18 protein-coding genes are annotated in these 23,815 nt (G+C 52.0%); 7 read left to right on the plus strand and 11 right to left on the minus strand.

Translation table 11 applies throughout. From position 1 onward, the window contains the following. Nucleotides 1–65 precede the first annotated feature (65 nt). A complete protein-coding gene (locus J1784_RS11350; RefSeq protein WP_338019904.1) occupies nucleotides 66–1,358 on the minus strand; it encodes a YchO/YchP family invasin in 1,293 nt (430 codons plus the stop codon). 625 nt (nucleotides 1,359–1,983) lie between these two features. Between J1784_RS11350 and J1784_RS11355 the strand changes: the two genes are divergently transcribed. Genes J1784_RS11355 through J1784_RS11365 form a run of 3 tightly spaced genes read left to right on the plus strand, consistent with a single transcriptional unit; the run spans nucleotide 1,984 to nucleotide 5,744 of the window. Then, on the plus strand, nucleotides 1,984–2,733 hold the full coding sequence (locus J1784_RS11355; protein ID WP_217149298.1) for a gluconate 2-dehydrogenase subunit 3 family protein: 750 nt from the start codon (nucleotides 1,984–1,986) through the stop codon (nucleotides 2,731–2,733). A gap of 15 nt (nucleotides 2,734–2,748) precedes the next feature. Continuing rightward, entirely contained in the window at nucleotides 2,749–4,512 is a 1,764-nt protein-coding gene (locus tag J1784_RS11360; protein WP_217149299.1) for a GMC family oxidoreductase, read from the plus strand. Beyond that, nucleotides 4,509–5,744 (plus strand): c-type cytochrome, encoded by a 1,236-nt coding sequence (locus tag J1784_RS11365; RefSeq protein ID WP_217149300.1) that lies wholly within the window; start codon nucleotides 4,509–4,511, stop codon nucleotides 5,742–5,744. The genes J1784_RS11360 and J1784_RS11365 overlap by 4 nt, the downstream gene beginning before the upstream one ends. A 66-nt stretch (nucleotides 5,745–5,810) precedes the next feature. Here J1784_RS11365 and J1784_RS11370 read toward each other — a convergent pair whose 3' ends face one another. Next, nucleotides 5,811–6,230: a hypothetical protein gene (locus J1784_RS11370; RefSeq protein ID WP_217149301.1), complete on the minus strand. Its 420-nt coding sequence runs from the start codon at nucleotides 6,228–6,230 to the stop codon at nucleotides 5,811–5,813. A 296-nt stretch (nucleotides 6,231–6,526) separates the two neighbouring features. On the opposite strand from J1784_RS11370, the gene rstA reads away from it, so the two are divergent. The 3 genes from rstA to J1784_RS11385 are packed head-to-tail and all read left to right on the plus strand — an operon-like array spanning nucleotide 6,527 to nucleotide 10,063. After that, nucleotides 6,527–7,258 (plus strand): two-component system response regulator RstA, encoded by a 732-nt coding sequence (gene rstA, locus J1784_RS11375; protein WP_217149302.1) that lies wholly within the window; start codon nucleotides 6,527–6,529, stop codon nucleotides 7,256–7,258. Then, nucleotides 7,255–8,598 (plus strand): two-component system sensor histidine kinase RstB, encoded by a 1,344-nt coding sequence (rstB, locus tag J1784_RS11380; RefSeq protein ID WP_217149303.1) that lies wholly within the window; start codon nucleotides 7,255–7,257, stop codon nucleotides 8,596–8,598. Before rstA ends, rstB begins: the two co-directional genes overlap by 4 nt. Next, nucleotides 8,582–10,063: a carboxypeptidase M32 gene (locus tag J1784_RS11385; RefSeq protein WP_217149304.1), complete on the plus strand. Its 1,482-nt coding sequence runs from the start codon at nucleotides 8,582–8,584 to the stop codon at nucleotides 10,061–10,063. The genes rstB and J1784_RS11385 overlap by 17 nt, the downstream gene beginning before the upstream one ends. A gap of 79 nt (nucleotides 10,064–10,142) precedes the next feature. On the opposite strand, the gene J1784_RS11390 is transcribed toward J1784_RS11385, so the two are convergent. The 7 genes from J1784_RS11390 to J1784_RS11420 form a co-directional block, all read right to left on the minus strand. After that, on the minus strand, nucleotides 10,143–12,803 hold the full coding sequence (locus J1784_RS11390) for a glycoside hydrolase family 78 protein (RefSeq protein ID WP_217149305.1): 2,661 nt from the start codon (nucleotides 12,801–12,803) through the stop codon (nucleotides 10,143–10,145). A gap of 45 nt (nucleotides 12,804–12,848) precedes the next feature. Continuing rightward, a complete protein-coding gene (locus J1784_RS11395; RefSeq protein ID WP_217149306.1) occupies nucleotides 12,849–14,147 on the minus strand; it encodes an MFS transporter in 1,299 nt (432 codons plus the stop codon). A gap of 118 nt (nucleotides 14,148–14,265) precedes the next feature. After that, on the minus strand, nucleotides 14,266–15,135 hold the full coding sequence (locus J1784_RS11400; protein WP_217149307.1) for a helix-turn-helix domain-containing protein: 870 nt from the start codon (nucleotides 15,133–15,135) through the stop codon (nucleotides 14,266–14,268). 250 nt (nucleotides 15,136–15,385) lie between these two features. Next, the gene (locus J1784_RS11405) at nucleotides 15,386–16,096 is read right to left on the minus strand and encodes a FadR/GntR family transcriptional regulator (RefSeq protein WP_217149308.1); all 711 of its coding nucleotides are present in this window, start codon (nucleotides 16,094–16,096) and stop codon (nucleotides 15,386–15,388) included. Between the two features lie 94 nt (nucleotides 16,097–16,190). Beyond that, nucleotides 16,191–16,967 (minus strand): SDR family NAD(P)-dependent oxidoreductase, encoded by a 777-nt coding sequence (locus J1784_RS11410; protein WP_217149309.1) that lies wholly within the window; start codon nucleotides 16,965–16,967, stop codon nucleotides 16,191–16,193. 10 nt (nucleotides 16,968–16,977) lie between these two features. Further along, nucleotides 16,978–19,116: a heparinase II/III domain-containing protein gene (locus J1784_RS11415; protein WP_217149310.1), complete on the minus strand. Its 2,139-nt coding sequence runs from the start codon at nucleotides 19,114–19,116 to the stop codon at nucleotides 16,978–16,980. Continuing rightward, nucleotides 19,113–20,447 carry an alginate lyase family protein gene (locus J1784_RS11420; RefSeq protein WP_420803967.1) on the minus strand — a complete coding sequence of 445 codons (1,335 nt, stop codon included), beginning with the start codon at nucleotides 20,445–20,447 and terminating at the stop codon, nucleotides 19,113–19,115. The genes J1784_RS11415 and J1784_RS11420 overlap by 4 nt, the downstream gene beginning before the upstream one ends. Before the next feature lie 265 nt (nucleotides 20,448–20,712). Here J1784_RS11420 and J1784_RS11425 point away from each other — a divergent pair, with 265 nt between their 5' ends. After that, nucleotides 20,713–22,512 (plus strand): sodium:solute symporter family transporter, encoded by a 1,800-nt coding sequence (locus J1784_RS11425; protein ID WP_217149312.1) that lies wholly within the window; start codon nucleotides 20,713–20,715, stop codon nucleotides 22,510–22,512. 55 nt (nucleotides 22,513–22,567) lie between these two features. Here the strand turns inward: J1784_RS11425 and J1784_RS11430 are convergent, their stop codons facing one another. Continuing rightward, a complete protein-coding gene (locus tag J1784_RS11430; RefSeq protein ID WP_217149313.1) occupies nucleotides 22,568–23,260 on the minus strand; it encodes a DUF7424 family protein in 693 nt (230 codons plus the stop codon). Between the two features lie 30 nt (nucleotides 23,261–23,290). Then, entirely contained in the window at nucleotides 23,291–23,716 is a 426-nt protein-coding gene (nudI, locus tag J1784_RS11435) for a nucleoside triphosphatase NudI (RefSeq protein WP_217149314.1), read from the minus strand. Nucleotides 23,717–23,815: the final 99 nt, after the last annotated feature.

Here is a 23,815-nt window from a genome sequence, read left to right on the forward strand (position 1 = left end):
CCTTTTAAACTCTCTCGCGGCATGCCCCTTCGCAGAGGGAGGAACAAGGATATCAGTGATATCAGTTAAAAACTCAGTCCCGCGTCATCACCGTATTGTGGCTGTGCGGTCAGGGGCTCAGACACATTGAGGGTGATCCAGTTGGAGGTCACTTTTTGTGATTTGCTGTCTTCGACCGTGACAGAAAGCCGGTAGCTGTTGGTCGCGCCCGGTGAATTGTCCCATTGCGGCACAATGACGCTCCACCCGTCGGGGTTACGGTTATTCGCCGGTGGCGTCAGGCTCAGCGCCTGGGTATCGCCCTGCCAGCTGAGTGCAACGATTGAATTCAACGCGCGTAATTGCAGTTTCAGCGGCACCGTTTCGCCCGGCTGTAATGACCACGGCGGCGTGGCTAAATAGACTGATAACGTTTTGCGCTGTTTAAACTCCATCACTGGCATATTGTTGCGATCCACCATGTCCATCCGGCTACCACGGAGCGATCGCGCTACCGCCACATTCTGCGATGACAGTTGCTGAGCGAGTGGTACACCCAGCCGGTAGTTTAGCGTCAGCTTAACCAAATCCTGATTATCACCGTCCTGCCCCGCCTGATGCTCCGCCATCACTGTGACCAGCGGTACCGGCGTGTAGTTGAGCCCGAACGAAACCGCTGAGGGATTGCTCTGGCGTGTGCCGTTACCGAATAAATCGACCTGATCCCCAAAATATTGCTCGTAACTGAGCGATGCGCCCAACTGACGATAAAACGGCAGATAGCCTTTGGTCGAAATATCATAACCGCGTGCCTGACGGCGCAGCTGTGCAGACGTACTGCTGTCGGCTTTATAAGAAGAAAACGGCTGGTAATAGTTGGTCGAGAAACGCAGATAATCTGTCCAGGCCTCTGCGCCGAGACTGCCGCGCGTCAGCTGATGGTCAAAATCATTATCAATAAAGGCGTTGTAGCCCAGCATCCACGGACCGGTATTAAAACGCTGACCCAGACCGAAATTACCAACCGTCGCGTCCGACGCACTTTGCAGACCAATCTGGCTGTACACCAGATTGTTTTCAGAATTGTATAACGGGCTGAAAAGCTGACCGGAACTGCCGTCAAGATTATGTCCCGTGACATCCAGCGTGGTGCTGACCGTACCCAATGGCGAAAGTAAACTGCTGGTTTCTTTCTGTACCAGTTTGGCGGCCTGAGTCAGCGCCAGCGTTTCGGCCTGTATGCGCAGCGGATCGTCGCTGTCGCTGGTGGTGGTCCCCAGTTCCTTCAACGTGGTCGCCAGCTGTTTTTCGGTGGCGCTCGGGCCGGTGTCATTTTTAATGTACTGGCTGCCCAGGCTGGGTAACATATTAGTCTGCACAGTCGCGCCAGTATTGAATGTTGACTGATTATCGCTGGCGGGAAGAAAGCCTGTGAGATTATAACTGAGGCCGCCGTATTCGGCAGGGTCTGCCGTCAGCGCACTGGCGCTTACAGCATAGAAGGCAGTTCCTCCTGCAATGAACACAGGGACCGCGTAACGCTTCAATAAATCAGAAAAAAAATCTGTGACGATTGTCATGCCTTACACATTTTACCAGTAAGATTCGATCTTACCGCACAAGCAGCATAATTCAACCTCGATGCCACAAAAGGTCACAACCCCCACCTCCTTAAGTGAAATCATCCAAATTCATTTCCTTGATGAATATATGGATGCTTTGTCATCAGATCACAAAATTTCATCTAAAATTACATCGGAAGTACCAATTCACACACATTTGATAACATTTTTGACACATCAACCATTTTTATTTACAGAGTGTTTTCATTTATTCTTAGCAGGTTAACGATTTTTGATGCCACCCGACTGCTTTAGCAGAGCGTATCTCAAATCAGAATGGCGTTTTCACCTGCGGATGTTTCACTGACCAAAACAGGCCGATGAACGCCATTTATAGCCAGTTGTTGCAACACTTAGCCCTTCTAAAAAACAGGGAACATAAATGAGCAAAAAAACTTTGCCTGGTGTCACTCGCCGGCAGATTCTCTCGTTCACGGCAGCCTCAGCGGTGTTGGGCGCAGCCAAAGCCGCAAACGCAGTCACGCTCAAAGGTACGCCCGTGTGGAGCCCCTTTGACGCGAGCCCACCGCCCCAAATTGACATCGATGGCTGGGCGTTCTTTACCGACGCTGAAGCCGCTGCAATGGAAGCCATCGTTGATCGGCTGGTACCTGCCGATAACCTGAGTGCCGGCGGCAAAGAAGCCGGTTGCGCTGTGTTTATCGACCGCCAGCTGGCCGGTTTCTACGGCACCTACGCCCGCCTTTATATGGAAGGCCCTTTCCAGGAAGGCACGCCGGAGCAAGGCGATCAGTCTCCGCTGGTTCCCCAGCAACGCTACCGCCTCGGCCTGGCAGCGCTGGATAAATTTACCCAGTCTCAGCACCAGAAGTTGTTCAAAGATCTGCCCGGTGACCAGCAGGACCAAATTTTGTCCGGTCTGGAAAGCGGAAAAATAGCTCTCGATGGGATCGATTCCAAACTGTTCTTTGCCATTGCGTTGAAAAACACGATGGAAGGTTTCTTCGCCGATCCCATTTATGGCGGTAACCGCAATATGGTGTCGTGGAAAATGCTGGGCTTCCCTGGCGCACGCTACGACTACCGCGAATATGTCGGCAAACATAACCAGAAACTCGATCTGGAACCGCTGAGTATTTCGGGCGGCGACGCATGGAAAATGAAAAGCTAAGGGCAGAAAAACATTATGGCAAAGAAATTACCTAAAACCGACGTGGTGGTGATCGGGCTCGGCTGGGCCGGTTCAATCATCGCTAATGAATTATGCGACGAAGGCCTGAATGTGGTGGCCATTGAGCGCGGCCCGTGGCGCGATACTGCCCGTGATTTTAACGTGGCAACCGTCACCGACGAATTGCGCTACAACAGCCGTCAGGAACTGATGCTGCGCACCCGCCAGAACACCATCACTATCCGTAACAATCCGGCGCAAACTGCCCTGCCAATGCGCGAATGGGGTTCTTTCCATCCCGGTAACGGCACCGGCGGCGCGGGTAACCACTGGGCGGGGATCACTTTCCGTTTCCAGCCCGATGAGTTCCGCCTGAAAAGCCATCTGACCGAACGTTACGGCGCAAATGCCATTCCGGAAGAACTGGTGTTGCAGGACTGGGGCACCGACTGGGAAGAAATGGAGCCGCATTACGCGTCTTTCGAACGTCTTGCCGGGGTTTCCGGTAAGGCCAGCAATGTGAAAGGCGAACATCATGACGGCGGTAATCCGTATGAAGGGATGCGCTCGATTGAGTATCCGACCCGCCCGATGGATCAGCCTTATGGCCCGACGCTGTTTGCTGAAGCCGCGCGCAATATGGGTTACAAAGCGTTCCCGGTGCCCTCTTCGCTGATTTCCGAGCCTTACACCAACCCGCTCGGCGTGAAAATGGGGCCGTGTACATACTGCGGTTTTTGCACCAACTATGGCTGTGCAAACTATTCGAAAGCCAGCGCCATCACCACCGTGTTACCGGCGCTTATCCGCAAAGAAAATTTCGAAGCCCGCACCAATTGTGAAGTCATGCAAGTGCTGACCGATTCCACCGGCAAACGCGCGACCGGCGTGGTCTATATCGATTCATCCGGTGACGAGTGGGAACAACCTGCGGATCTGGTGATTGTCAGCGCATTCACCTTTGAGAACGTGCGTCTGATGCTGCTTTCCGGTATCGGCAAACCGTATGACCCGGTCACGTTAAGCGGCACCACCGGGCGTAATTATGCCTATCAGACCGCCAACGGCGTGCAGCTGTTCTTCGATGACAAAAACTTCAACCCGTTCATCGGCGCAGGCGCGGTCGGAATGGGCATTGATGATTTTAACAACGATAACTTTGACCACAGCGGTCTGGGCTTCTTTGGCGGCGGCAGTATCCGTGTTACGCCAATCGGTGGCGCGCCAATCGGTTACCGCCCTGTTCCACCGGGAACGCCAAAATGGGGTTCTGAGTGGAAAAAAGCCACGGTCGCTAACTATCTCAGCTCAATGTCGATTGGTTGTGAGGCCAGCAGCTACACCACCAAAACCAACTATCTCTCACTCGATCCGAATTACAAAGATCGACTTGGCCGTCCGCTGCTGCGTGTGACCTTCGACTTCCCGGAAAACGACCTGAAAATGGCCGCGTATTGCACCGGTAAGGTCGCTGAAATCGCCAAAGCGATGAACCCGCGCCAGCTGGTTGCCAATCCGATGAAAGGCCACTGGAACGGTACGCCGTATCAGTCCTCACACGTGGTCGGCGGCTTTGTGATGGGGGCGGATCCGTCCACCAGTTCCGTCAACAAACACCTGCAAGTCTGGGATGTGCCTAACCTGTTTGTGGTCGGCGCGTCTGCCTTCCCGCAGAACCCGGGTTACAACCCGACCGGCACCGTTGGCGCGCTGGCGTTTAAAGCCGCGCATGCCATCCGTAACTTCTATCTGAAAAAACCGGGAGAGATGATCGCATGAAGAAATTAACGTCATTCTCACTCGGATTACTGGCACTGAGCGTTTCCGGTCTGGCACACGCTGCGGGCGATGGCTCTTTCGAGCAGGTAGAACGCGGGCGTTATCTTGCCACCGTGGGCGATTGTGCAGCCTGTCACACGGCCTCTACGCCGGATGCCAAACCTTTCGCCGGCGGCGTGCCGATTGAAACGCCGTTTGGTCGTCTGGTGGGCGCAAACATCACGCCGGATCCGCAAACAGGTATCGGCAAATGGAGCTTCGACGACTTCCAGCGCGCGATGTCTGAAGGTATCGGCCACGGCGGAAAACGTCTGTACGGCGCGATGCCGTTCACGGCGTACACCAAAGTCACCCGTGAAGATAACGCCGCGATTTGGGCTTATCTGCAAACGCTGCAACCGGTGCATCACGAAGTCGAAACCAACCAGCTGCCGTTCCCCTTCAACGTGCGTACCAGTCTGATGGGCTGGAACTGGCTGAACTTCAACAAAGGCGAATTCAAACCGCAGATGGATAAATCTGCCGAATGGAATCGCGGCGCTTATATTGTTGAAGGCCTGGGGCACTGCGGAACCTGTCACACGCCGAAAAATATGATTGGCGGCGACAAAGACAGTGAATTCCTGCAAGGCGCAGTAGTGGAAAACTGGGTTGCACCGGACATTACCAGCAATAAACACACCGGTATCGGTAACTGGACGCAGGAAGATCTGATGCAATATCTGAAGACCGGTTCTAACCGCTTCGATATGGCGTCAGGTCCGATGGCAGAAGAAGTCACCAACTCTTCACAGCACTGGACGGATGCAGATCTCAAAGCCGTGGCGGTCTATCTGAAAGACAGCGGTCACGACAGCGGGAATAAAGCGCCGGCGCCGGTGAAAGCGGAAGATAACGCCATGATGGCCGGGAAACATATCTATGCTGACCGTTGTTCTGCGTGCCATACGCCGGACGGTAAAGGTCAGGAAGGTTTGTTCCCGCGTCTGGCCGATTCAGCGCTCATCAATCAGACCAACGCGACATCGCTTATCCGCGTCGTGCTGACGGGCAGCCGCCCGGTCGCGACCGACACCAAACCGACGGCACCGTCGATGCCTTCGTTTGATGCCAATATGAGCGACGCCGATGTGGCCAACGTGCTGACGTATATCCGTAACAGCTGGGGAAATGCTGCGGCGCCGGTATCAGCCTCAGACGTAAAAGACCTGCGTGCAGAACTGAAGAAATAAGCAGGAAACTGTTCAAATGACAAAGGCCGCGCAAGCGGCCTTTCTTTTGCAGGCATCACGGAAAAATCAGTGCCGGGGAGGCATCTGCATAATCTGCACTAACAGATGATCGTTATTCTGGCTTAATTGCACCAAATGTTTGCATTCCACTTTTATTGCGTTGAGCTGTTCTTCGGTCAGTGAGTACGGCAGGTTGATATCAATGCTGTACATATTTTGCTGCCCGGCCAGTTCAATCAGCCGCACTATATTGGTTTCATCGCTGACCTGCGTGGAAACCACCTGTAAAGCCAGTGCGCGTAAGGCTTCCTGCCTGGAATTTTCTTTCTTTGAACGGGACTTTAGTACCATACCGAAGAACGGCATCACGCCGTAAATCGCGTCAACAAAACTCCATTTCTTTTTGCAGGATGCGGACAAATACTCCATATAGTCAAAGGACACTTTTTGACTGCGCGCATCGGGTACCAGGCGATTTTCATTCATCCCCTATTCCTCTTCCTGGTCAGGGCTATTCAATTAGGCAAATCAATCTGTAACGATGAAGATATTCACCTATATAATGGCATAATTCACGGATACTTTGCCAGTCGGTTTGGGTGCTTAAGTTTGAGCAGTTATTGCCTGAGCAGACAAAATTTGTCATTTCAGAATTTATCGAAAGTATTTCGCGGAGTTGGAATTAACGCCGCAAAACTGACATGTTCTATTACGCTAGCAGGATGGCGCCGTCAGGCGGGTCACGCTATGCTAATCACCGGATTTCTAAAAGCAGCAAGCCAATGAATAAAATCGTTTTTGTAGAAGATGATGTAGAAGTCGGCAACCTGATCGCCGCCTATCTGGGTAAACACGATATCGATGTTCTGGTGGAACCGCGAGGCGATACCGCGCAGGCACGCATTGAGAAAGAAAAACCCGATCTTGTCCTGCTGGACATCATGCTTCCCGGCAAAGACGGCATGACGTTGTGCCGCGATTTACGGCCTATATTCCCCGGACCAATCGTATTGCTGACGTCGCTCGACAGCGACATGAACCACATCTTATCGCTGGAAATGGGCGCTAACGATTACATCCTGAAAACCACGCCTCCGGCGGTGCTTCTGGCGCGTTTACGGCTGCATTTACGCCAGAGTCCGGCGCAAACCATTCAGAGCGAGCAGCCGGTACAGACGCTGAAAAGTGGCAATGCCCTGCACTTTGGTCAGTTATGTATTGATCCGGTGAACCGCGAAGTGACGCTGGTCGATGAAACGATTGTGCTCTCGACGTCCGACTTTGATTTGCTGTGGGAACTGGCGACGCACGCGGGCCGCATTATGGATCGCGAAGCCTTGCTGAAAAATCTGCGTGGCGTCAGCTATGACGGGCTGGATCGCAGCATCGACGTGGCGATTTCCCGTCTGCGCCGCAAATTATACGACAACACCCTAGAGCCATTTCGCATCAAAACCGTACGCAACAAAGGCTATCTGTTTGCCCCTAACGCCTGGGAGTCTTTGCAGGAATGAAAAAGCTTTTCATCCAGTTCTTTCTGTTGCTGCTGGTCTGCTTTATGGTCATGGCGATGCTGGTCGGGCTGGTCTATAAAGTCACCGCTGAGAAAACCGGCCGGCAGTCGATGAACGATCTGATGAAAAGCTCGCTGTATTTAATGCGCAGTGAGCTCAGAGAAATCCCGATCAAAGACTGGAACAAGACCATCAATACGCTGGACCTGAATCTGTCTTTCAAACTGCACATTGAACCCCTCGGTAAACGCAAACTGAGTCCGCTGCTCGATCAACGCCTGAAAGACGGCGAAATTGTCGCACTCGATGATGAATATACGTTTATCCAGCGCGTGCCGCGCAGCCATTACGTATTGGTGGTGGGGCCGATTCCGTATCTGTTTTACATGCACGAAATGCGCGTGCTCGATTTCGTTCTGTTAATGCTCATCGGCCTGTCGCTCGCGCTGCCCGTCTTTCTGTGGATGCGTCCGCACTGGCAGGATTTGCTGCGTCTGGAAAACTCCGCGCTGCGCCTGGGTAACGGGCATCTCGACGAACGTATTGATTTTGATTCGACCTCCAGCCTGAACCGTCTTGGCGTGGCGTTTAACCAGATGGCGGACAACATCAGCACGCTGGTTGCCAGTAAAAAACTGCTGATCGACGGTATCGCGCATGAACTCCGCACACCGCTGGTACGCCTGCGTTACCGGCTGGCTATCAGTGAAAATTTACCCGAGGCGGAACAAAACGCCATCAACCGGGATATCGGACAGCTTGAAGCGCTGATTGATGAACTGCTGACGTATGCGCGCCTCGACCGGCCGCAGGTGACGCTGAATCTGGAAAAAGTCAATCTGGCGGAATGGCTGGAAGATAAAGTCGATGATTTCCGCATGATCACAGAGCGCACAATCCTTTACGACGCGCCGCAAAACAGCGATTTCGGCGGCGTGGATTTACGCCTGATGGAGCGTGTGCTGGATAATCTGGTCAATAACGGCCTACGTTATTCGCAGGAAACCCTGCGCGTCAGCCTGTGGCTGGACGGTGAACTGGCCTGTATGCAGGTCGAAGACGACGGGCCGGGCATTCCGCCGGAAGAACGCCAGCGGATCTTCGAACCGTTCGTGCGTCTGGACCCGAGCCGCGACCGTGCTACCGGTGGCTGCGGACTGGGACTGGCAATCGTCCATTCCATCGCCGTGGCATATCAGGGACGCATCGCCGTTGACAGCAGCCCGCTGGGCGGCGCCAGCTTGCGTTTCAGCTGGCCGGTAAAACCAACATTTAATCTGGCTATAGAACAGCCTAATAATGAAAATCAGGAAGGGAGCCATAATGACCATCGCATATAAAAAACTACACGACACTTTTGCCCGCCTCTCCCGCTTTGGCCATTTATCGGCAATCGCAGGGTGGGACGCAGCCGCTATGATGCCTCCGGAAGGCGGACAAGCCCGTTCGGAAGCGTTGGCGGAACTGAGCGTGCTGACGCATCAGATCCTCACCGCGAAGCAAGTGGGTGAATGGCTGGAACAGGCGAGCGGCGAACAGCTTAATGACGTTGAACAGGCAAACCTGCGTGAAATGCGTCGTCATTATCAGCAGGCAGCTCTGCTGCCGGAAAGTCTGGTGCAGGCAAAATCACTGGCTGGCGCACGCTGCGAACAGGCATGGCGCATTCAGCGCAAAGGCAACGACTGGGAAGGTTTCGCTGATAACCTGAAAGAAGTGGTGAAACTGAGCCGTCAGGAAGCGCAGTTGCGTTCAGAAGCCGCAGGTATCAGCCGCTACGATGCCCTGCTCGATTTATATGAGCCGGGTATGACGTCGCAAAAGCTCGATGTTCTGTTTGGCGATTTGAAAACCTGGTTGCCGGATTTGTTGCAGACCGTGGTCGAAAAGCAAAAATCCGAAACCCGCATTGCGCCGCAAGGCCCGTTTGATATCGAAAAGCAGCGTCAGCTCGGCCTGAAAGTAATGGAACGTCTGGGCTTTAACTTTGGCGCGGGTCGTCTGGATGTCAGTGCGCATCCATTCTGCGGCGGCGTGCCACAGGATGTGCGTATCACTACGCGCTACAATGAAGAAGAATTTCTCAGCGCCATGATGGGGGTGATCCACGAAACCGGTCATGCGCGTTACGAACAAAATTTGCCAAAAGAATGGCTCGGCCAGCCGGTTTCTAACGCGCGATCTATGGGTGTGCATGAATCCCAGAGCCTGCTGTTTGAAATGCAATTAGGTTGCAGCGAGCCGTTCCTGAAATCTGTCTATCCGCTGGTTATCGAGCAGTTCGGTCATCGCGAAGGACTGGATGAAAGCAACTTTATGAAACTGAATCAGCGTGTTCAGCCTGGTTTCATCCGTGTTGATGCTGATGAACTGAGCTATCCGGCTCACGTGATTTTGCGTTATGAAATTGAAAAAGCGCTGATGGAAGGCGAAATCGAAGTCGATGATATTCCGGCCTTGTGGAACAGCAAGATGAAGGAATATCTGGGCATCAATACGGTCGGCAACTACCGCGACGGTTGTATGCAGGACATTCACTGGACCGATGGCGGCTTTGGTTATTTCCCGACGTATACGCTGGGTGCCATGTATGCCGCGCAGTTGTTCCAGACGGCCAACAAAGCTATTCCAACGTTGCAGGACGATATCGTGCGCGGTGACCTGACGGCGTTGTTCCAGTGGTTGCAGCAAAATATCTGGCAGCACGGCAGCCGTTTCTCGACGGATCAGCTGATTAAGAATGCCACCGGCGAAACGCTGAATCCGGCGTTCTTCCGCACGCATCTTGAAAGCCGCTACCTGTAATTCAGCGGTAATACATCGGTAAAAGAACACCTCCTTTTTCCAAAGGAGGTGTTCTTCAACTTTCTGCTTCTTTATCTGTTTATTCCGCTACGAGATATTTCAGCCGGTATTCTCCTGAACCGACCTCTGCGCTAAATCCTTCAGCTTTGCGGATAAAATCAACGCCATCCGCTTCAAGCAATGTTACACCGCCGGTCAGCACTACGGTGGCGGAAGTATTTGCCGGAACCCTCACAAACAGGCTCACCTCTTTACCACTGACTTCCCAACGAACACCAATTGAACCATATACCGAGTGATATCGGGTTTCCAGCCAGTTCAGGCCGCCACCGGTCAGCGGTTTGATGATGAAATGCTTGAATCCAGGCTGTTCCTCGTCGGCTTCAATCCCCGCCGCCACGCGGTAAAGCCATTCGCCCACTGCGCCGTAGGCATAGTGATTGAAGGAATTCATGTCCGCGCTCCACATACTGCCGTCCGGCTTAATGCCATCCCAGTGTTCCCAGATGGTAGTGGCACCGGCTTTCACCTGATACAGCCAGGACGGGAAGTCGTCTTTCAGCAGTAAATTCCACGCTTCTTTAATGCGACCGTTCTGACTCAGCGCATGGCAGAAATACGGCGTACCGACAAATCCGGTGACCAGATGTCCGTCATGTTCGTTGAGCAATTCGACCAATGTATCGGTCGTTCTCTGGCGAAACGCCTCAGGCACCAGATTGAAATACAGCGCCAGAATATGCGCGGTTTGCGTTCTGGCTGCCAGACGCCCGGACGGCGTGAAGAACTCCTCCTGAAAACGCCTGACGATCGCCTGATGCAGGGCATTGTAATGTTGATAGTCCGCATCGCGCTTAAGCACTTTGGCTGCTTTAGCGAACAATTGCGTGGAGTAAGCGTAATACGCCGTACAGGTAAGCTCGTTTGGCGTGGCCCCGAAGTAACTGCCCTCTTTGGCGTCCAGCGCCACCCAGTCACCAAACTGCAATTTGTAGTGCCAGATATGGTTTTCGGCATGAGCCGTCATAAAATCAATCCAGCCTTTCATGCTGGCGTACTGATTTTTCAGCACTCTGGTATCGCCATACATCAGGTACATCGTCCACGGATTGATCACCGCCGCATCCGCCCATGCCGACGCAGAATGAGTTCCGCCTTCCGACAGCAAACGGTCTTTGCCACAATAGCCGGTCAGGATGTCCGGGATCACGTGCGGCACGCCGCCTTCCGGCGTCTGGTCATAACGAAGATCGGTCAGCCATTTGGCAAAGAAATTGCGGGTTTGCATCAGATAGCTGGCCGTACGGCAAAAAATCTGCGCATCTCCTGTCCAGCCCAATCGTTCATCTCGCTGCGGACAGTCTGTCGGCACATCGATAAAGTTACCTTTCAGGCCCCACAAAATATTGTGATGTAACTGATTGAGTTCAGGGTCTGAGCAGGCGAAATAGCCGGTCTGTTCCATTGAGGAATGCAAAACAATCGCCGTAAAATTATTCAGCTCCAGTTGTGCCGGATACTCTTCGACTTTCACATAACGGAAGCCCTGCCAGGTAAAGTGCGGATGCCAGGTTTCTTCGCCCTCACCTTTGAGCACATATTCCGTGCGCTGCGTGGCTGTGCGCAGATTATCCAGATACACATTGCCCGCAGCATCCAGCACTTCGAAGTGGTGCAATACCACTTTATCGCCCGCGTTCCCGCGAATCTTAAATTCCACCCATCCACTGAGATTCTGACCGAAGTCCATCACGGTATCGCCCTGCGGCGTGGTGATAAGTGCAACCGGTTTAAGTACGTCCATTTTCCTGACTGTGTTACTTCCCTGCGCGACCAGCGTGGATTTTTCATGTGTCACACGACTGACCGGACGCCAGTGCGCATCTGAAAAACCTTTCGCACACCAGCCGGGGATTTCCCTGCGCGCATCGTAAATTTCACCGTCGTAAATTTCTGAAAACAGAATGGCCGAATCATGCGCTTTCCAGCTTTCATCAGTCATCACAATATCCTGTGATCCATCTTTATAATTAATGACCAGCCGGGAAATAAGCGCCGTTTGTTCACCATAATAATTACGATGACGGCTGAAACCCATATCCCCTTTATACCAGCCAGCGCCTGTTATTGCGCCAATGACATTTTCACCGTTTTCCAAAGTATCTGTCAGATTATAGGTCTGATAAAGTAAGTGATTGTAATAACTCGTCCAACCAGGCGTCAGGGCATCTTCTCCGACTTTACGACCATTAAGATGTAATTCATAAAGCCCAAGCGCGCTGACATGAATAAACGCTGACTGAATTTCTTCTGCCCGGTTAAGAAAAAATGATTTTCGCAACAATGTGCCTGCTGAATTATCTTTATCAACGGGCGTTTCGGCAGAAATAAAATCAGCCTGCCATTCGTGGGGATAAAGTACGCCGGAGATCATTTTTGCAGGCGAACTCCAGTTACTGGTTTGCCCGTGATTATCCCGCACCTGGACGCGAATAAAATACAGCTGCGAGGACGTCATCATAAGTTCTGTCAGGGCGACATTATTTGAACATTCGCATTCCTGCCATTCGCCGTGAAGTAAAATATGATCGAAGCCCTTTTCATGGCTGATCTGGATCCGATATGCGGTTTGCCGGACATTTCGGTTAGCACTTTCAATTTCCCAGCCCAGCACAGGAAGTTCCTGCACACCTGATAATGCGGACTCCTGATTGAGTGTAAGTCGGGTGACTGCGAGCATATTTCGTGACTCCTCGTGTAATTTCCTGAGCGGTAGAATGAATAATTAAAGTTGTTTGACGACAGATGACGGATATTCCGACGATGACTCTTTAATAAGTACACCGGCTTCGCTGTTAAATTCGTTTCGTTGCTTACCGTGGAAACAGATCCAGCCAATGAATAATCCGCCAGCCACTGTGGCGGATAACAGGGTATAAAGCACCTGAGGCCCGGCTTCGAGCAGCAGCGGTGTAATGAATGCCAGCACACCGCATAATAATCTTGAGATTGAAACGATCACGCCCTGTGCCGTAGATCGCAGCATGGTCGGGAAAGATTCCTGCGACCAGACTTTCATTATTCCTTCAAAGGCCAGACCGCTGCCAATTGCAGTAAAGAATAAACAGCAGAACCAGGAAGCCGGGGAGAAATTAAATATTACCGGCAGGAAAAATCCGCCTGCGAAACAGAATGCGCCCAGAATAAATGCGGGAATACGTTTTGGCGTATCAACAAACCGCATAAACATGATCCCGGCAAATACCCCGACCGGCATCGTCAGCAGATTCCACATTGAGTTTTGCTCAACGGAAATCCCCACCACATTGACCGCAATATAGGTCCCGAACTGACCGCCGGTATTCGCCGCAAGATTGGTAAACGCGTAGAACAGACACAGGGCAATAAATGGCCACAGATATTTTCCGTGCAGGAGATCTTTAAATGCTGCTTTTTGTGCACGAACCGTCACGATTCCGGCGCGGCGTTCATTACGCGCCGTCAGCCATAACGACGATTCCGGGATTGTGCAGCGCAAAGCCAGCAAAACGACGGCCACCGTGCAGACATGCAGATACATAATCTGTGCGCCGGGCCGGCCCCATCCGCCGACCACGGACGAAATCGCCATCGTCGTGCCAATGCCTAAAAACCACAGCAGGTTTGACAGCCCGATTATCTTGCCGCGATTTTTGTCCGTTGCCGCTTCAGCAATGGTTGCCAGAGAAACCGGTAAATCCGCGCCGGTAGCCAACCCGACCAGCAACGTACCGGCCAGCAGCAGCGGGAACGTTTCACCGAATGCCAGCAATAACGTACCGGCGATGATCATCATCATGGTGGCAATAAACACTTTGCGTCTGCCGTAACAGTCGCCCAGTCTTCCTCCCGTCAGTGCGCCCAGCGCAATGCTCAGCGTTAATATTCCGGAAAGAATGCCTATTTGAACAACAGTAGTGCCGATCGTTTTCTGATATATCACCAGAGCAGTTCCGTTGGAAACAATGGCGGCAGAATCAATATATGACGCCATGCCGGATACCACCCCAACGTACCAGGGATTAAGCTGTTTAGTGGTTGACATAATAATGCCCTTCAGAGGTAACGGTGAATTAATAAGTCCGTGAGAGATCCTTTCTTTTACTGTTATTATGATTTTTTATTTATTACTTTTAACAATGAATTTTTATCAATAACCTTTACTAATTATCCGGCGTGGAAATAACACTATTACTCACCCGCATTCTTTCCTGTGTTGGCGTGCGGTTAAATTGTTTTCTGTACGCCTCCGTCAATCTGGATGTAGTAGAAAAACCGCATAATGTCGCTATTTTTCCGACTGACAAATCTGAAGTGCGCAGTAACTCTTGTGTTTTCAATAAACGATAACGTTGCTGGAATTTTTCTGGCGTATAACCGGTAATCTCTTTTACAAATCTGAACATGGTTCTTTTTGCCACGCCACTTTCTTCACATAAATAATTCCAGTTAATACTGCACGTATAATTCTCGCGCAAATAATTGAGCAGATGTCGCTTACCGGAATCTGTCGGGGTGGCACGGTATTCTCTGCGTGTAGCACACTGATACAACATGACAATCATTGATAATAAACAGGACTCAGCCGTAGCAAAGTAAGTATTGTCATACCGGGCATCACACTGACGGGTTATCTTATCGGTCAGTTCAATAACTTGCACCAGTTCCTCATCCGTTAACCCGCCGCGACGTTTTTTCATCGAAGCGGTATACTCTTTAATTCCCGCTGTCAATACGTCGATATTACTGATGAAATGGAATGGGCGGTCTTTGTGTAGCAGAATATTGGTAATTGACAAATTATTAGTGGATTCATAACAGTGAACATCATGCGCACTGACGATGAAAAAATCACCTTTATGAATAAATTCCGCCTGATCGTTGATGATATGAAACCCGCTGCCATTACGCACAATAACCAGCTCATCAAATTCATGCCCGTGTACATCTTCCATCGACTGACGGTTCATATCGAATAAACTAAAAGCATGCTCTTCGGAGAGAAAGAAATCGGCAACCTTAAGTATTTTCATGCATTCACCGGGCTTATAATTAATATTTTAGACTGGGAACTTCCGAGCATCATTAAATATATCCTGTCGATAAAAAGATTAAACCGTAATAATTATGACAAGTCTATACGACGAACTGGCACTGTGGCGTAACCGCCCGTGACATTTGTTTCATTTTTGTATCAGAAATCTCATTTCAGGATCACAGGACAAAAAAAAGCACAGACTGAGCTGCGCTTCGGGGGAGAAAATGAAACGGGTTCGATGAAAGTTACGGCTCAGTGAGCCGGTGCTTGTGCCCTTTCATCAGACTCAGCGATGCTGAAAATGCGGCGCCCTCATCTCCGGCCATAATGGCTTCATAGATCCTTTTATGCTCATTCAGGCACATACCGCCTTCTTTTGAAGAATACTCAAAGAACCATTTGAAAATGGTGGTCAGCACGTTGCCGAATGGCACATAAAAACAGTTACCAGAGGCAATAAAAATCATCCGGTGAAATTTGGTATCAATCTCCACCCACTGCTCCGCATCAAAATTTTCAGCGACATGGCACATCTGGCGGTAAATTCGTGAAAGTTCGATGCGCTGTTCTTTGCTGGCATTGACGGCGGCAAGCGCAGTGGCATGCGGCTCTATGGCTTTGCGAAACTCCAGAAACTGGTGATAGATTTCTTCCGTCGCTTCCATGCCCTGCATCCATTCCAGCAGCTGCGGATCCAGCATATTCCATTGCGCACGCTCTTTAATGCGAGTGCCGATTTTAGGGCGCGACTCGAGTAATCCTTTCGAGGTCAGCAATTTCAGCGCCTCCCGCAGCGCTGTGCGGCTGACGCCAAACTGTTCGCCCAGTTCGATTTCACTCGGCAAAATGGCGCCTGACGCCAGTTCGCCTGAAAGAATTTTACGCGCGATATCACGGGCGATATGCGTATTCAGGCCACGGGTCATACCTGCGGCGGTTTCAAACTGCATCGTCATATTCTTCCCTTTTTACTGTGCAGATTGCCGACATCATAGTTCAGGCGACGGCACGCTGCATGCGTCCGCCGCGCTGAAACGTCCAAACTGTGCGCTACGGCGCCATCTGGCCGCCATTGATGTCTAATATCTGGCCGGTAATGTAACCGCTACAAGCGTGCGAGGCGAAAAACAGGTAAGACGGCGCCAGTTCTTCGGCGGTGCCGAAACGCCCCATCGCGATGGAACCGGCGATTTTTTCGCGCACTTCTGCACTTTTATCCGCATGGAACACGGTGTCGATAGTGCCCGGCGCAATGACGTTAAAACGAATGTTGTCTTTGGTGAATTCTTTCACCCAGTTACGATGCACGTTGTGCAGCCAGGCTTTTGAGGCGGCATAGAGACTGGCTCCCGGCCCGCCGCCTTCACGTCCTGCAATCGAACCGGTGCTGATCACCGACGTGGTTTTGCCGCTTTGTTTCGCTGCGTGACGTAAATGCGGGATGGCGAATTTCGTGACCATCAGCGCCGAACGGGCGTTTAAATCCATGACCTGGTCGTAAAATTCGTCGTCGATGTTTTCCAGCCCCTGACGTCCGCCCAGACCGCCCGCGTTATTGATAAGCACGTCGATGCCGCCAAAACGTTCGACGAAGTTTGCCACCAGCGCTTCGCACTCAGCCGATTTCGTGACATCTGCGCCGAAAAACACCACTTCGCCGCCGTTTTTGGCAATCTCAGCCGCCAGTTTTTCGAGACTTGCATCGTGGCGATGGCCGTTAATCCCGACCTTCGCGCCCGCTGCGGCAAATGCCTGCGCCGCCGCCAGACCGATGCCTTTGGTAGAACCGGTAATCAAAACGCGCTGACCTTTCAAATCGTTAAACATAATGACTCCTTTATGATTCAGGGATGTTCAGAGGTGAGATGGATTGCCACGCCACGCTGAATGCGTCTTCCGCAGCAGGTGCATCGCGGTTACTGATGCGAACGTTCAGCGTCTGGTGGGCAGCAAAGAAAATATTCAGTTCGGTTTGTACGTCGTCATGACTCACCACGCGGACGCGTTCCACCTTGCCACGTGCATCAATGGACGTTTCGCTGGCTTCGTCAAAAAAACCGTGGGTTTCAAACACGCTGGCAAAAATGGCGTTCGTGCCGTCAGTGCGCAGCAGCAAAGCGGGTTCGCTGCGCAGGTTGAAATGCGGATCAGTCGCGCCGGTACGCGCCATAATCAGCTCGCCACCAGCCGGGAAAGCGCTGACCAGCGTGCGGTAACTGTCGCCATCGAGCCAGCTGAATAACGCCGAATCACCGGCGGCAATATCCGCCTGCGCGCAATTCCATAAGTGCTGATAACCGTGAGCTGCGCCCAGGGGTTTCAGTTCGCTGGCGGCTTTAAAAGCGGCATCCGTGCGCACAAACTGGCCGAGATGATGCAGGCAGTAATCGTAACGATGCGGCTGGTCGCTGGTCAGACGGAATACGTCCACAATCAGCGGCGAAGAAAGTTCCGGCAGGCTGAGCATCAGCACCGTCCGCTGCTGATCTGTGCCCGGAAAATAGTTTTTCAGCCGGGCGCTCATGCCCTGTTCTGCCGGGTTTTTCGTCACGAAGAAATGCGATTCGCCCCAGCGTTTTTCGGCCTCCAGGCTGTCACCGTGATTCTGGCTTTGCCCGTCAACGACCACCGTGTTATGGGCAACGGTTTGCTTGCAGTAACTGTTATTTTCGGGGATGTAGCGCCCGCCGAATTTCGGCTCGATATTTACCCAGCGGCCAAAACCGTAATCGCGCAGGAACTCACGCCCGCGACTGAACAGACTGAGATGCAGACCATCAAAGTGACCGTGATTGAGTGCCGAATGCAGACGCGGAATACTGCCGTGCTGGCCGTACCATAACAGTGCCATGTCCTGATTTTCGGCGTCACTGCGCAAAATCCCGATCCCACCCTGTGTCCCTTCCGGGCCATCGCGCAGTTCAACGCTGCCCCAGTTCAGGCGTTGCGCAGGCGATTTTTGTAACGCGGCGGATAAGTCCAGCCCGGCTGCGCTGACCCAAACGGTGTGCTGCTGTTGCGCAGCGGCAATCCACTGCGGATTGTGACCGTAACAGGAATAACAGAAGCTGGCGGCGATCACCGCACCGTCATCGCAGATATTAATAGTTTTGGATGAGTCATTCAGCGCAGGCCAGGTGCCGTCGGGGAAAGCCGTCTGCATCAGGGCTTCGCAGGTTTTGCGGATGATCTGGTCGCGGAACTGATAAATCTCTAATTCCGGCTGACGACGCTCAATCGCCTCGCTCAGTAACAGAAGTGGCCGGAGCGCGAAACGATGGTAGTACGGCCCTTCGATGTAATAACCGTCCGGCGAAAAAAGCTGACTGAGTTGGGCAAAAAACCCGCCGCTTTCGCTGTCACTTTTCAAGCCGTACAGCGCCTTTTCCACCAGCGCACTATCGCCCAGCACATAACCGCTGATGGCTGCCGCCGCCACCGACCAGATACCGTGGTTATGCACGATATCGAAATCTCTGGTATGGCGGTTCAGCGCATCATCCGCCATTACCTGAAACAAATTGGCTTCGATATTTTCCCGCGCGGCAGCGTCGAGCGATGACATCAGGCAGTGATAGCCTTCGACGGCGTAAAGCCAGAACATATTTTCGTTCAGCGTCTGATGAAACAGGCGACCGGGTGAATTGCTGTCTTTACTGGTCGCACTGCCAAGCGTTGGATAAACCGCGGCATAACCGTTAAGCAGCGCCAGTGCATAATCAAAATAACGTGACTCACCGGTGATCAGAAATATTCGCCCGGCCAGATTAATCCCCAGATAGTTCTGCTTGTGCTGCGTGTGTTCCGGGCCGCCCGCTTCGCCGTGACCGGGAATGTTCAGCGGTTGCGTCAGCATCTTTTCCAGCGTGGCGATTTGTGCACGCAGCGCCGCGCCCAGCGGTGAATCCGCATCCCGCTGATCACGGAGTTTCTCCGCTTCGCTGAGACTTATCATCAAAGGCTGCCAGTGATTCATTTTTTATCCTCCGGCGCTTGCGGCGCGACGTATCCCGCGGCAAAAGAAGGCAGGGAAAGCAGCCAGGTCTCGCTTTCGGCTTCCATTACCGCGCCGCGTGTAACGTCTTCATGATAGCCGCCGGAGGCCGGTTTCACCGCTGGCGGCAGGGTAAATGCGGCGCTGCGAATTTGCTGCTCATAGCGTTTTTCACCGGTAGCGTTATCCGCCCAGGAGAGTAACGGCACGGGTCGCACGCGGATCTGATCAAGCGATTTGTACGGCCATGTCACCGCCGGATCGGTAAAACGCGCCATGAAATCCAGCGATTTGAGCACGCTGCCACCCTGCGGCGTCTGGTAATGCCACAAGTCGATACCGTTTTTCTGCGCCAGCACCGCCATCATGCTGATCGCCTGCAAATTGAAATAGCTGTAATGGAACGAGCGCGTGCGCGCCAGTTCGGCGGGCTGCGTGCCATCGGGTTTCAGCTGCACATCCAGCTTACTTTTCATCAGCTTCGCCATGTCGCCAATCACCGCGTTATCGCCCAGATACCACGCAATACCCGAAACCTGCGTCACATACCAGTTGCCGTGATTATTCTGTGTGCGTCCCTCTTTTTTGGCGATTTTGCTGCCCTGCAACCACGTCAGATAATCCTGCATCCACGACCGCATTTGCTGTTCGTCATTGTCCGTCCACGCAGGATTGCCGCGCAGCAGTACCAGCGAATCCACAATGCGGGTAGAGAAATAGCGGCCATCCAGCACACCGGCATTGCGCCCCGGCGAGATACCCGGCACGCCCTGAGCGTAATTCAGATTCGGGTTCATACGCGTTTGCGGCAAGATAAACCAGGTGCGCAGCAGGCTCGCGGCTTTATCCGCGTATTTCTGTTCACCGGAAAAATACCAGGCCAGCGTCAGGTTCTGTACACGTGCGGTGAAATCAGCCAGCCGCACGCCGTCACTTTGATCGTTTTTACTGGCGGGGTTCACGTGTCCGTCTTTGCGGATCCACGGCAGCCCGTCGGGTTTACTGTCGTCCGGCCACCAGTAAGCGCTCAGGCTGAGATAATCATGCTTCGATCCTCCCGGCGGCGTCATGCCTTTGTCAGTCACGCTCAGATCGGGCTTTTTCAGCGCGGAATCTGCTGTCGCCAGCAGATGCTGATACGCATGGGTGGTTTGCGGCGCGGCATTGTGATCACGCAATTGCTGGCGGACAACGACCATTTGCGCGGTATTCAAAAATGCCGGTTCAGCGGCAAGTGCGCCCGCAGAACCTGTCATCAGCGCCAGTATCAGCATTGCGCCTGCCGTCATTCCGTTCACGTTTTTGTACTGCATTAACTTCATGTTTTCTCCCGACTGTGCGCCGTTGTCCCGATGAAATCTCACGCTTTAGTCATACTAATAAAGCAATGAACGTTGAGTTTCGCCAGTCAGAATTGACTTAAAATCCCACAACACGCCCAACAAGTGACCGAAATCACAATTTGATAACAAACTAAGCATTTCTTATTTGTCCGACTTTTAATTTCATTTCTCTCTTCTACGCTTGCTCAATACATAACCAAAAATATCTCACCCTACAAACGAGAGAGTCACGACAATGGATATCAACGTTCTGGTCATGATCGGTTACTTCGTTTTGATGATTGCCATCAGTTATGCATTCAAAAAGATGGCATCCGGTTCATCAAGTCACTATTTCCGCGGCGGCGGGCGAATGCTCTGGTGGATGGTCGGCGCGACCGCCTTTATGATCCAGTTCAGCGCCTGGACGTTTACCGGCGCAGCCGGACAGGCATATCGCTACGGTTTTAACGTGGTCAGCGTTTTTGCAGGTAACGTGTTCGGCTATCTGCTCGCCTGGTGGTGGTTTGCCGCCCGCTTCCGCCAGCTACGCGTTGATACTGCCACAGAGGCGATTAACCATCGCTTCGGTAAAGGTAACGAACAATTTTTCACCTGGATGATTATCCCCCTGAGCATCCTCAGTGCGGGCGTATGGCTGAACAGTCTGGCGGTATTTGCCAGTGCGGTATTCCAGCACGACATTACGCTGACATTATGGGTGACGGGGATCGTGGTGCTGGTGATTTCTCTGCTGAGCGGCGCGTGGGGCGTGGTGGCGAGCGATTTCGTGCAGACGCTGGTGGTCGCGATTATTTCCATCGCCTGCGCCGTTGTGGCGTTGTTTAAAGTCGGCGGGCCGGTGAAACTGGTGACGGAATTCCCTTCCGGTTTCATCACCGGTCCGGACGTGGGTCCGCATTATATTTCCCTGCTGGTGGCCTGTTTCCTGTTCTTCTTTATCAAGAACGTGCAGAGCATTAATAACCTGCAAGACTCCTACCGTTTCCTGAATGCTAAAGACAGTTTCAATGCCAAAAAAGCGGCGCTGTTTGCGCTGGTACTGATGCTGGTGGGCACGATTATCTGGTTCATTCCGCCGTGGGCGGTGGCGATCCTCTACCCTGACGCGGCAACCGCGCATCCGGAACTCGGCAAAAACGCCACCGACGCGGTGTATCTGATTTTCGCGGAACGCGCCATGCCAATGGGAACTGTCGGCCTGCTGATGGCCGGTCTGTTCGCCGCGACAATGTCTTCAATGGACTGCGCGCTGAACCGCAATTCGGGGATATTCGTGCGGAGTTTCTGGACGCCGATCGTTAACCGACACAAAGAACGCAGCGATAAATACCAGCTGCGCGTCGGTCAGATTGCCTGTGTGGTCAACGGCGTGCTGGTCATTTTAGTCGCGCAATACATGCACACCATGCAAACCGTCAGCCTGTTCGATCTGATGATGAAAGTCGGCACGCTGATGCAGGCACCGATTGTCGTGCCGCTGTTCCTTGGCGTGTTTATCCGTAAAACACCAGACTGGGCGGCGTGGGTCACCGTACTGTTTGGTTTGTGCGTCTCTTACGTGGTGGCGAACCTGTTTACCGCACCGGATGTCGCCCGTCTGCTGGGCATCACCCTCACAAAACGTGAATTGCTGGATGTGGCCATCATGTGGAACATCTTTGCGCATCTGGTGTTTACCGGCGGCTTCTTCTGCCTGACCACGTTGTTCTATCGCGAGAACGTCTCGGCGCGAAATACCCAGCGCGAGCAATTTTTTACCGACATGGAAACGCCGGTGTATGCCGACCATGAACAGGATGAATTTGACCGGTTGCAGCGCGATAAAATCGGCCGGATTTCGATGTACATGGGCGCGGGCTTACTGCTGATGGTGCTGGTGCCGAATCCTCTTTGGGGACGCATTTTGTTCCTGCTGTGCGCATTGTGTATTCTGCTATTTGGCTGGATTTTGCACCGCAGCGCGGAGAAAGGCATGAAAGCAGCGCAGGCCGAAAAAACACTGAAAAGCAATGTGGCGACGTCACAGAGATAATGCTGACAACATTCTGCGCCTTTAAACTCTCGGAAAAGGCGCAGAATATCTTTTGTTATCTTGGTGTTACCAGGCCTTGCAGGCTAGCAGGCGAATTAAGGATTTTGTAAATGCCATTCTCGAACAAATTGTCTTTACTGACATCTGAGAGCTGGAAAGTCATGTAATCGCCTGTATTCCAATGAACACGCTGCATCACAACAGGGATTTTTTTCCCATCTGCACCAATAACGTAGGTGCCCATTACCACGACATCTACAGGTTCAACCGTACGTTTGATTTTAATTCTCACATTAAAATCAAAATCTACCGGCATTTCTTTTTTCGCCTGAGCAAGACGCTTTCTTAAATTAGGTGAGACAAATATACCGGCAAGCAAACCCGTTTCTTTTTTAGAACTGAGAAAGATATCGGCATGGGTATCGGCAAATTTTGTATCTTTTCCAACAGCCCCCACATCGACAGGGATTGTGAAGTGTGCATAGGAATTTAATTTTTTTGTGTAGCACTCAACAAACTTAGCATTGGTAAATATTTGCGGAACCTGAGCTTTAATTTTTACCAGGCTTTTGGATTCTTTGCGCGAATCCTCATAATCATTACAGGTTGCCACTTCAAAATTGAGATCTCCTGTAATGACTTTGTGCTGTTCAGATAAAATATCTGCCAGATTAGCCGTCGTTTCCATATCAACTTTACATCCGGAGAGTAATGTCACCGCCATACAAATTGCCGCTATTTTTTTCATCCCACTTTCCATTCATAATCAATTATTAAATTAGAGCAGTCCGCGCTGTTTTAACGTAATGCGCGTGGCTTCGTTCAGGTCATATCGGTTCAAATCTTCCTTGCGCACCCAGGCATAAGCGTCAAATTCATCGTTCAGGGTGACGGCGGTATTTTTGGCGTGACAATGGAAGAGCAGATAAATCATGTAGATTTCCTCTGTGCGTCCATCCGGATAGGTTTTGGTTCGGATATCATCACGAAATATCCAGGGCGTGATATGTGTCAGTTCCAGCGCTTCACCGAGTTCTTCCCGTACTTCGCGTAATAAGGCTTGTTCAATCGTTTCTCCGGGTTCCACGCCTCCCCCCGATAAGGCCCATTGTCCGGGAAATACACCCCGACCGGACGGCATTTTGCATAGCAGATAGGTCCCTTCATGTTCAATTAACGGACAGACGATAGTTCTCTGGCGCACAGTAACCTTCCCTAGTGACAGTTTTTCAGAAGCCAAAAGTATCATAAAGCTCCGTTCTGCCCTGCGATTCAGGTCATAAAAAACCCGCCTTCTCAGCGG

Source organism: Rahnella ecdela, from assembly GCF_019049625.1.
In the GTDB taxonomy this organism is placed as follows: Bacteria; Pseudomonadota; Gammaproteobacteria; order Enterobacterales; family Enterobacteriaceae; genus Rahnella; species Rahnella ecdela.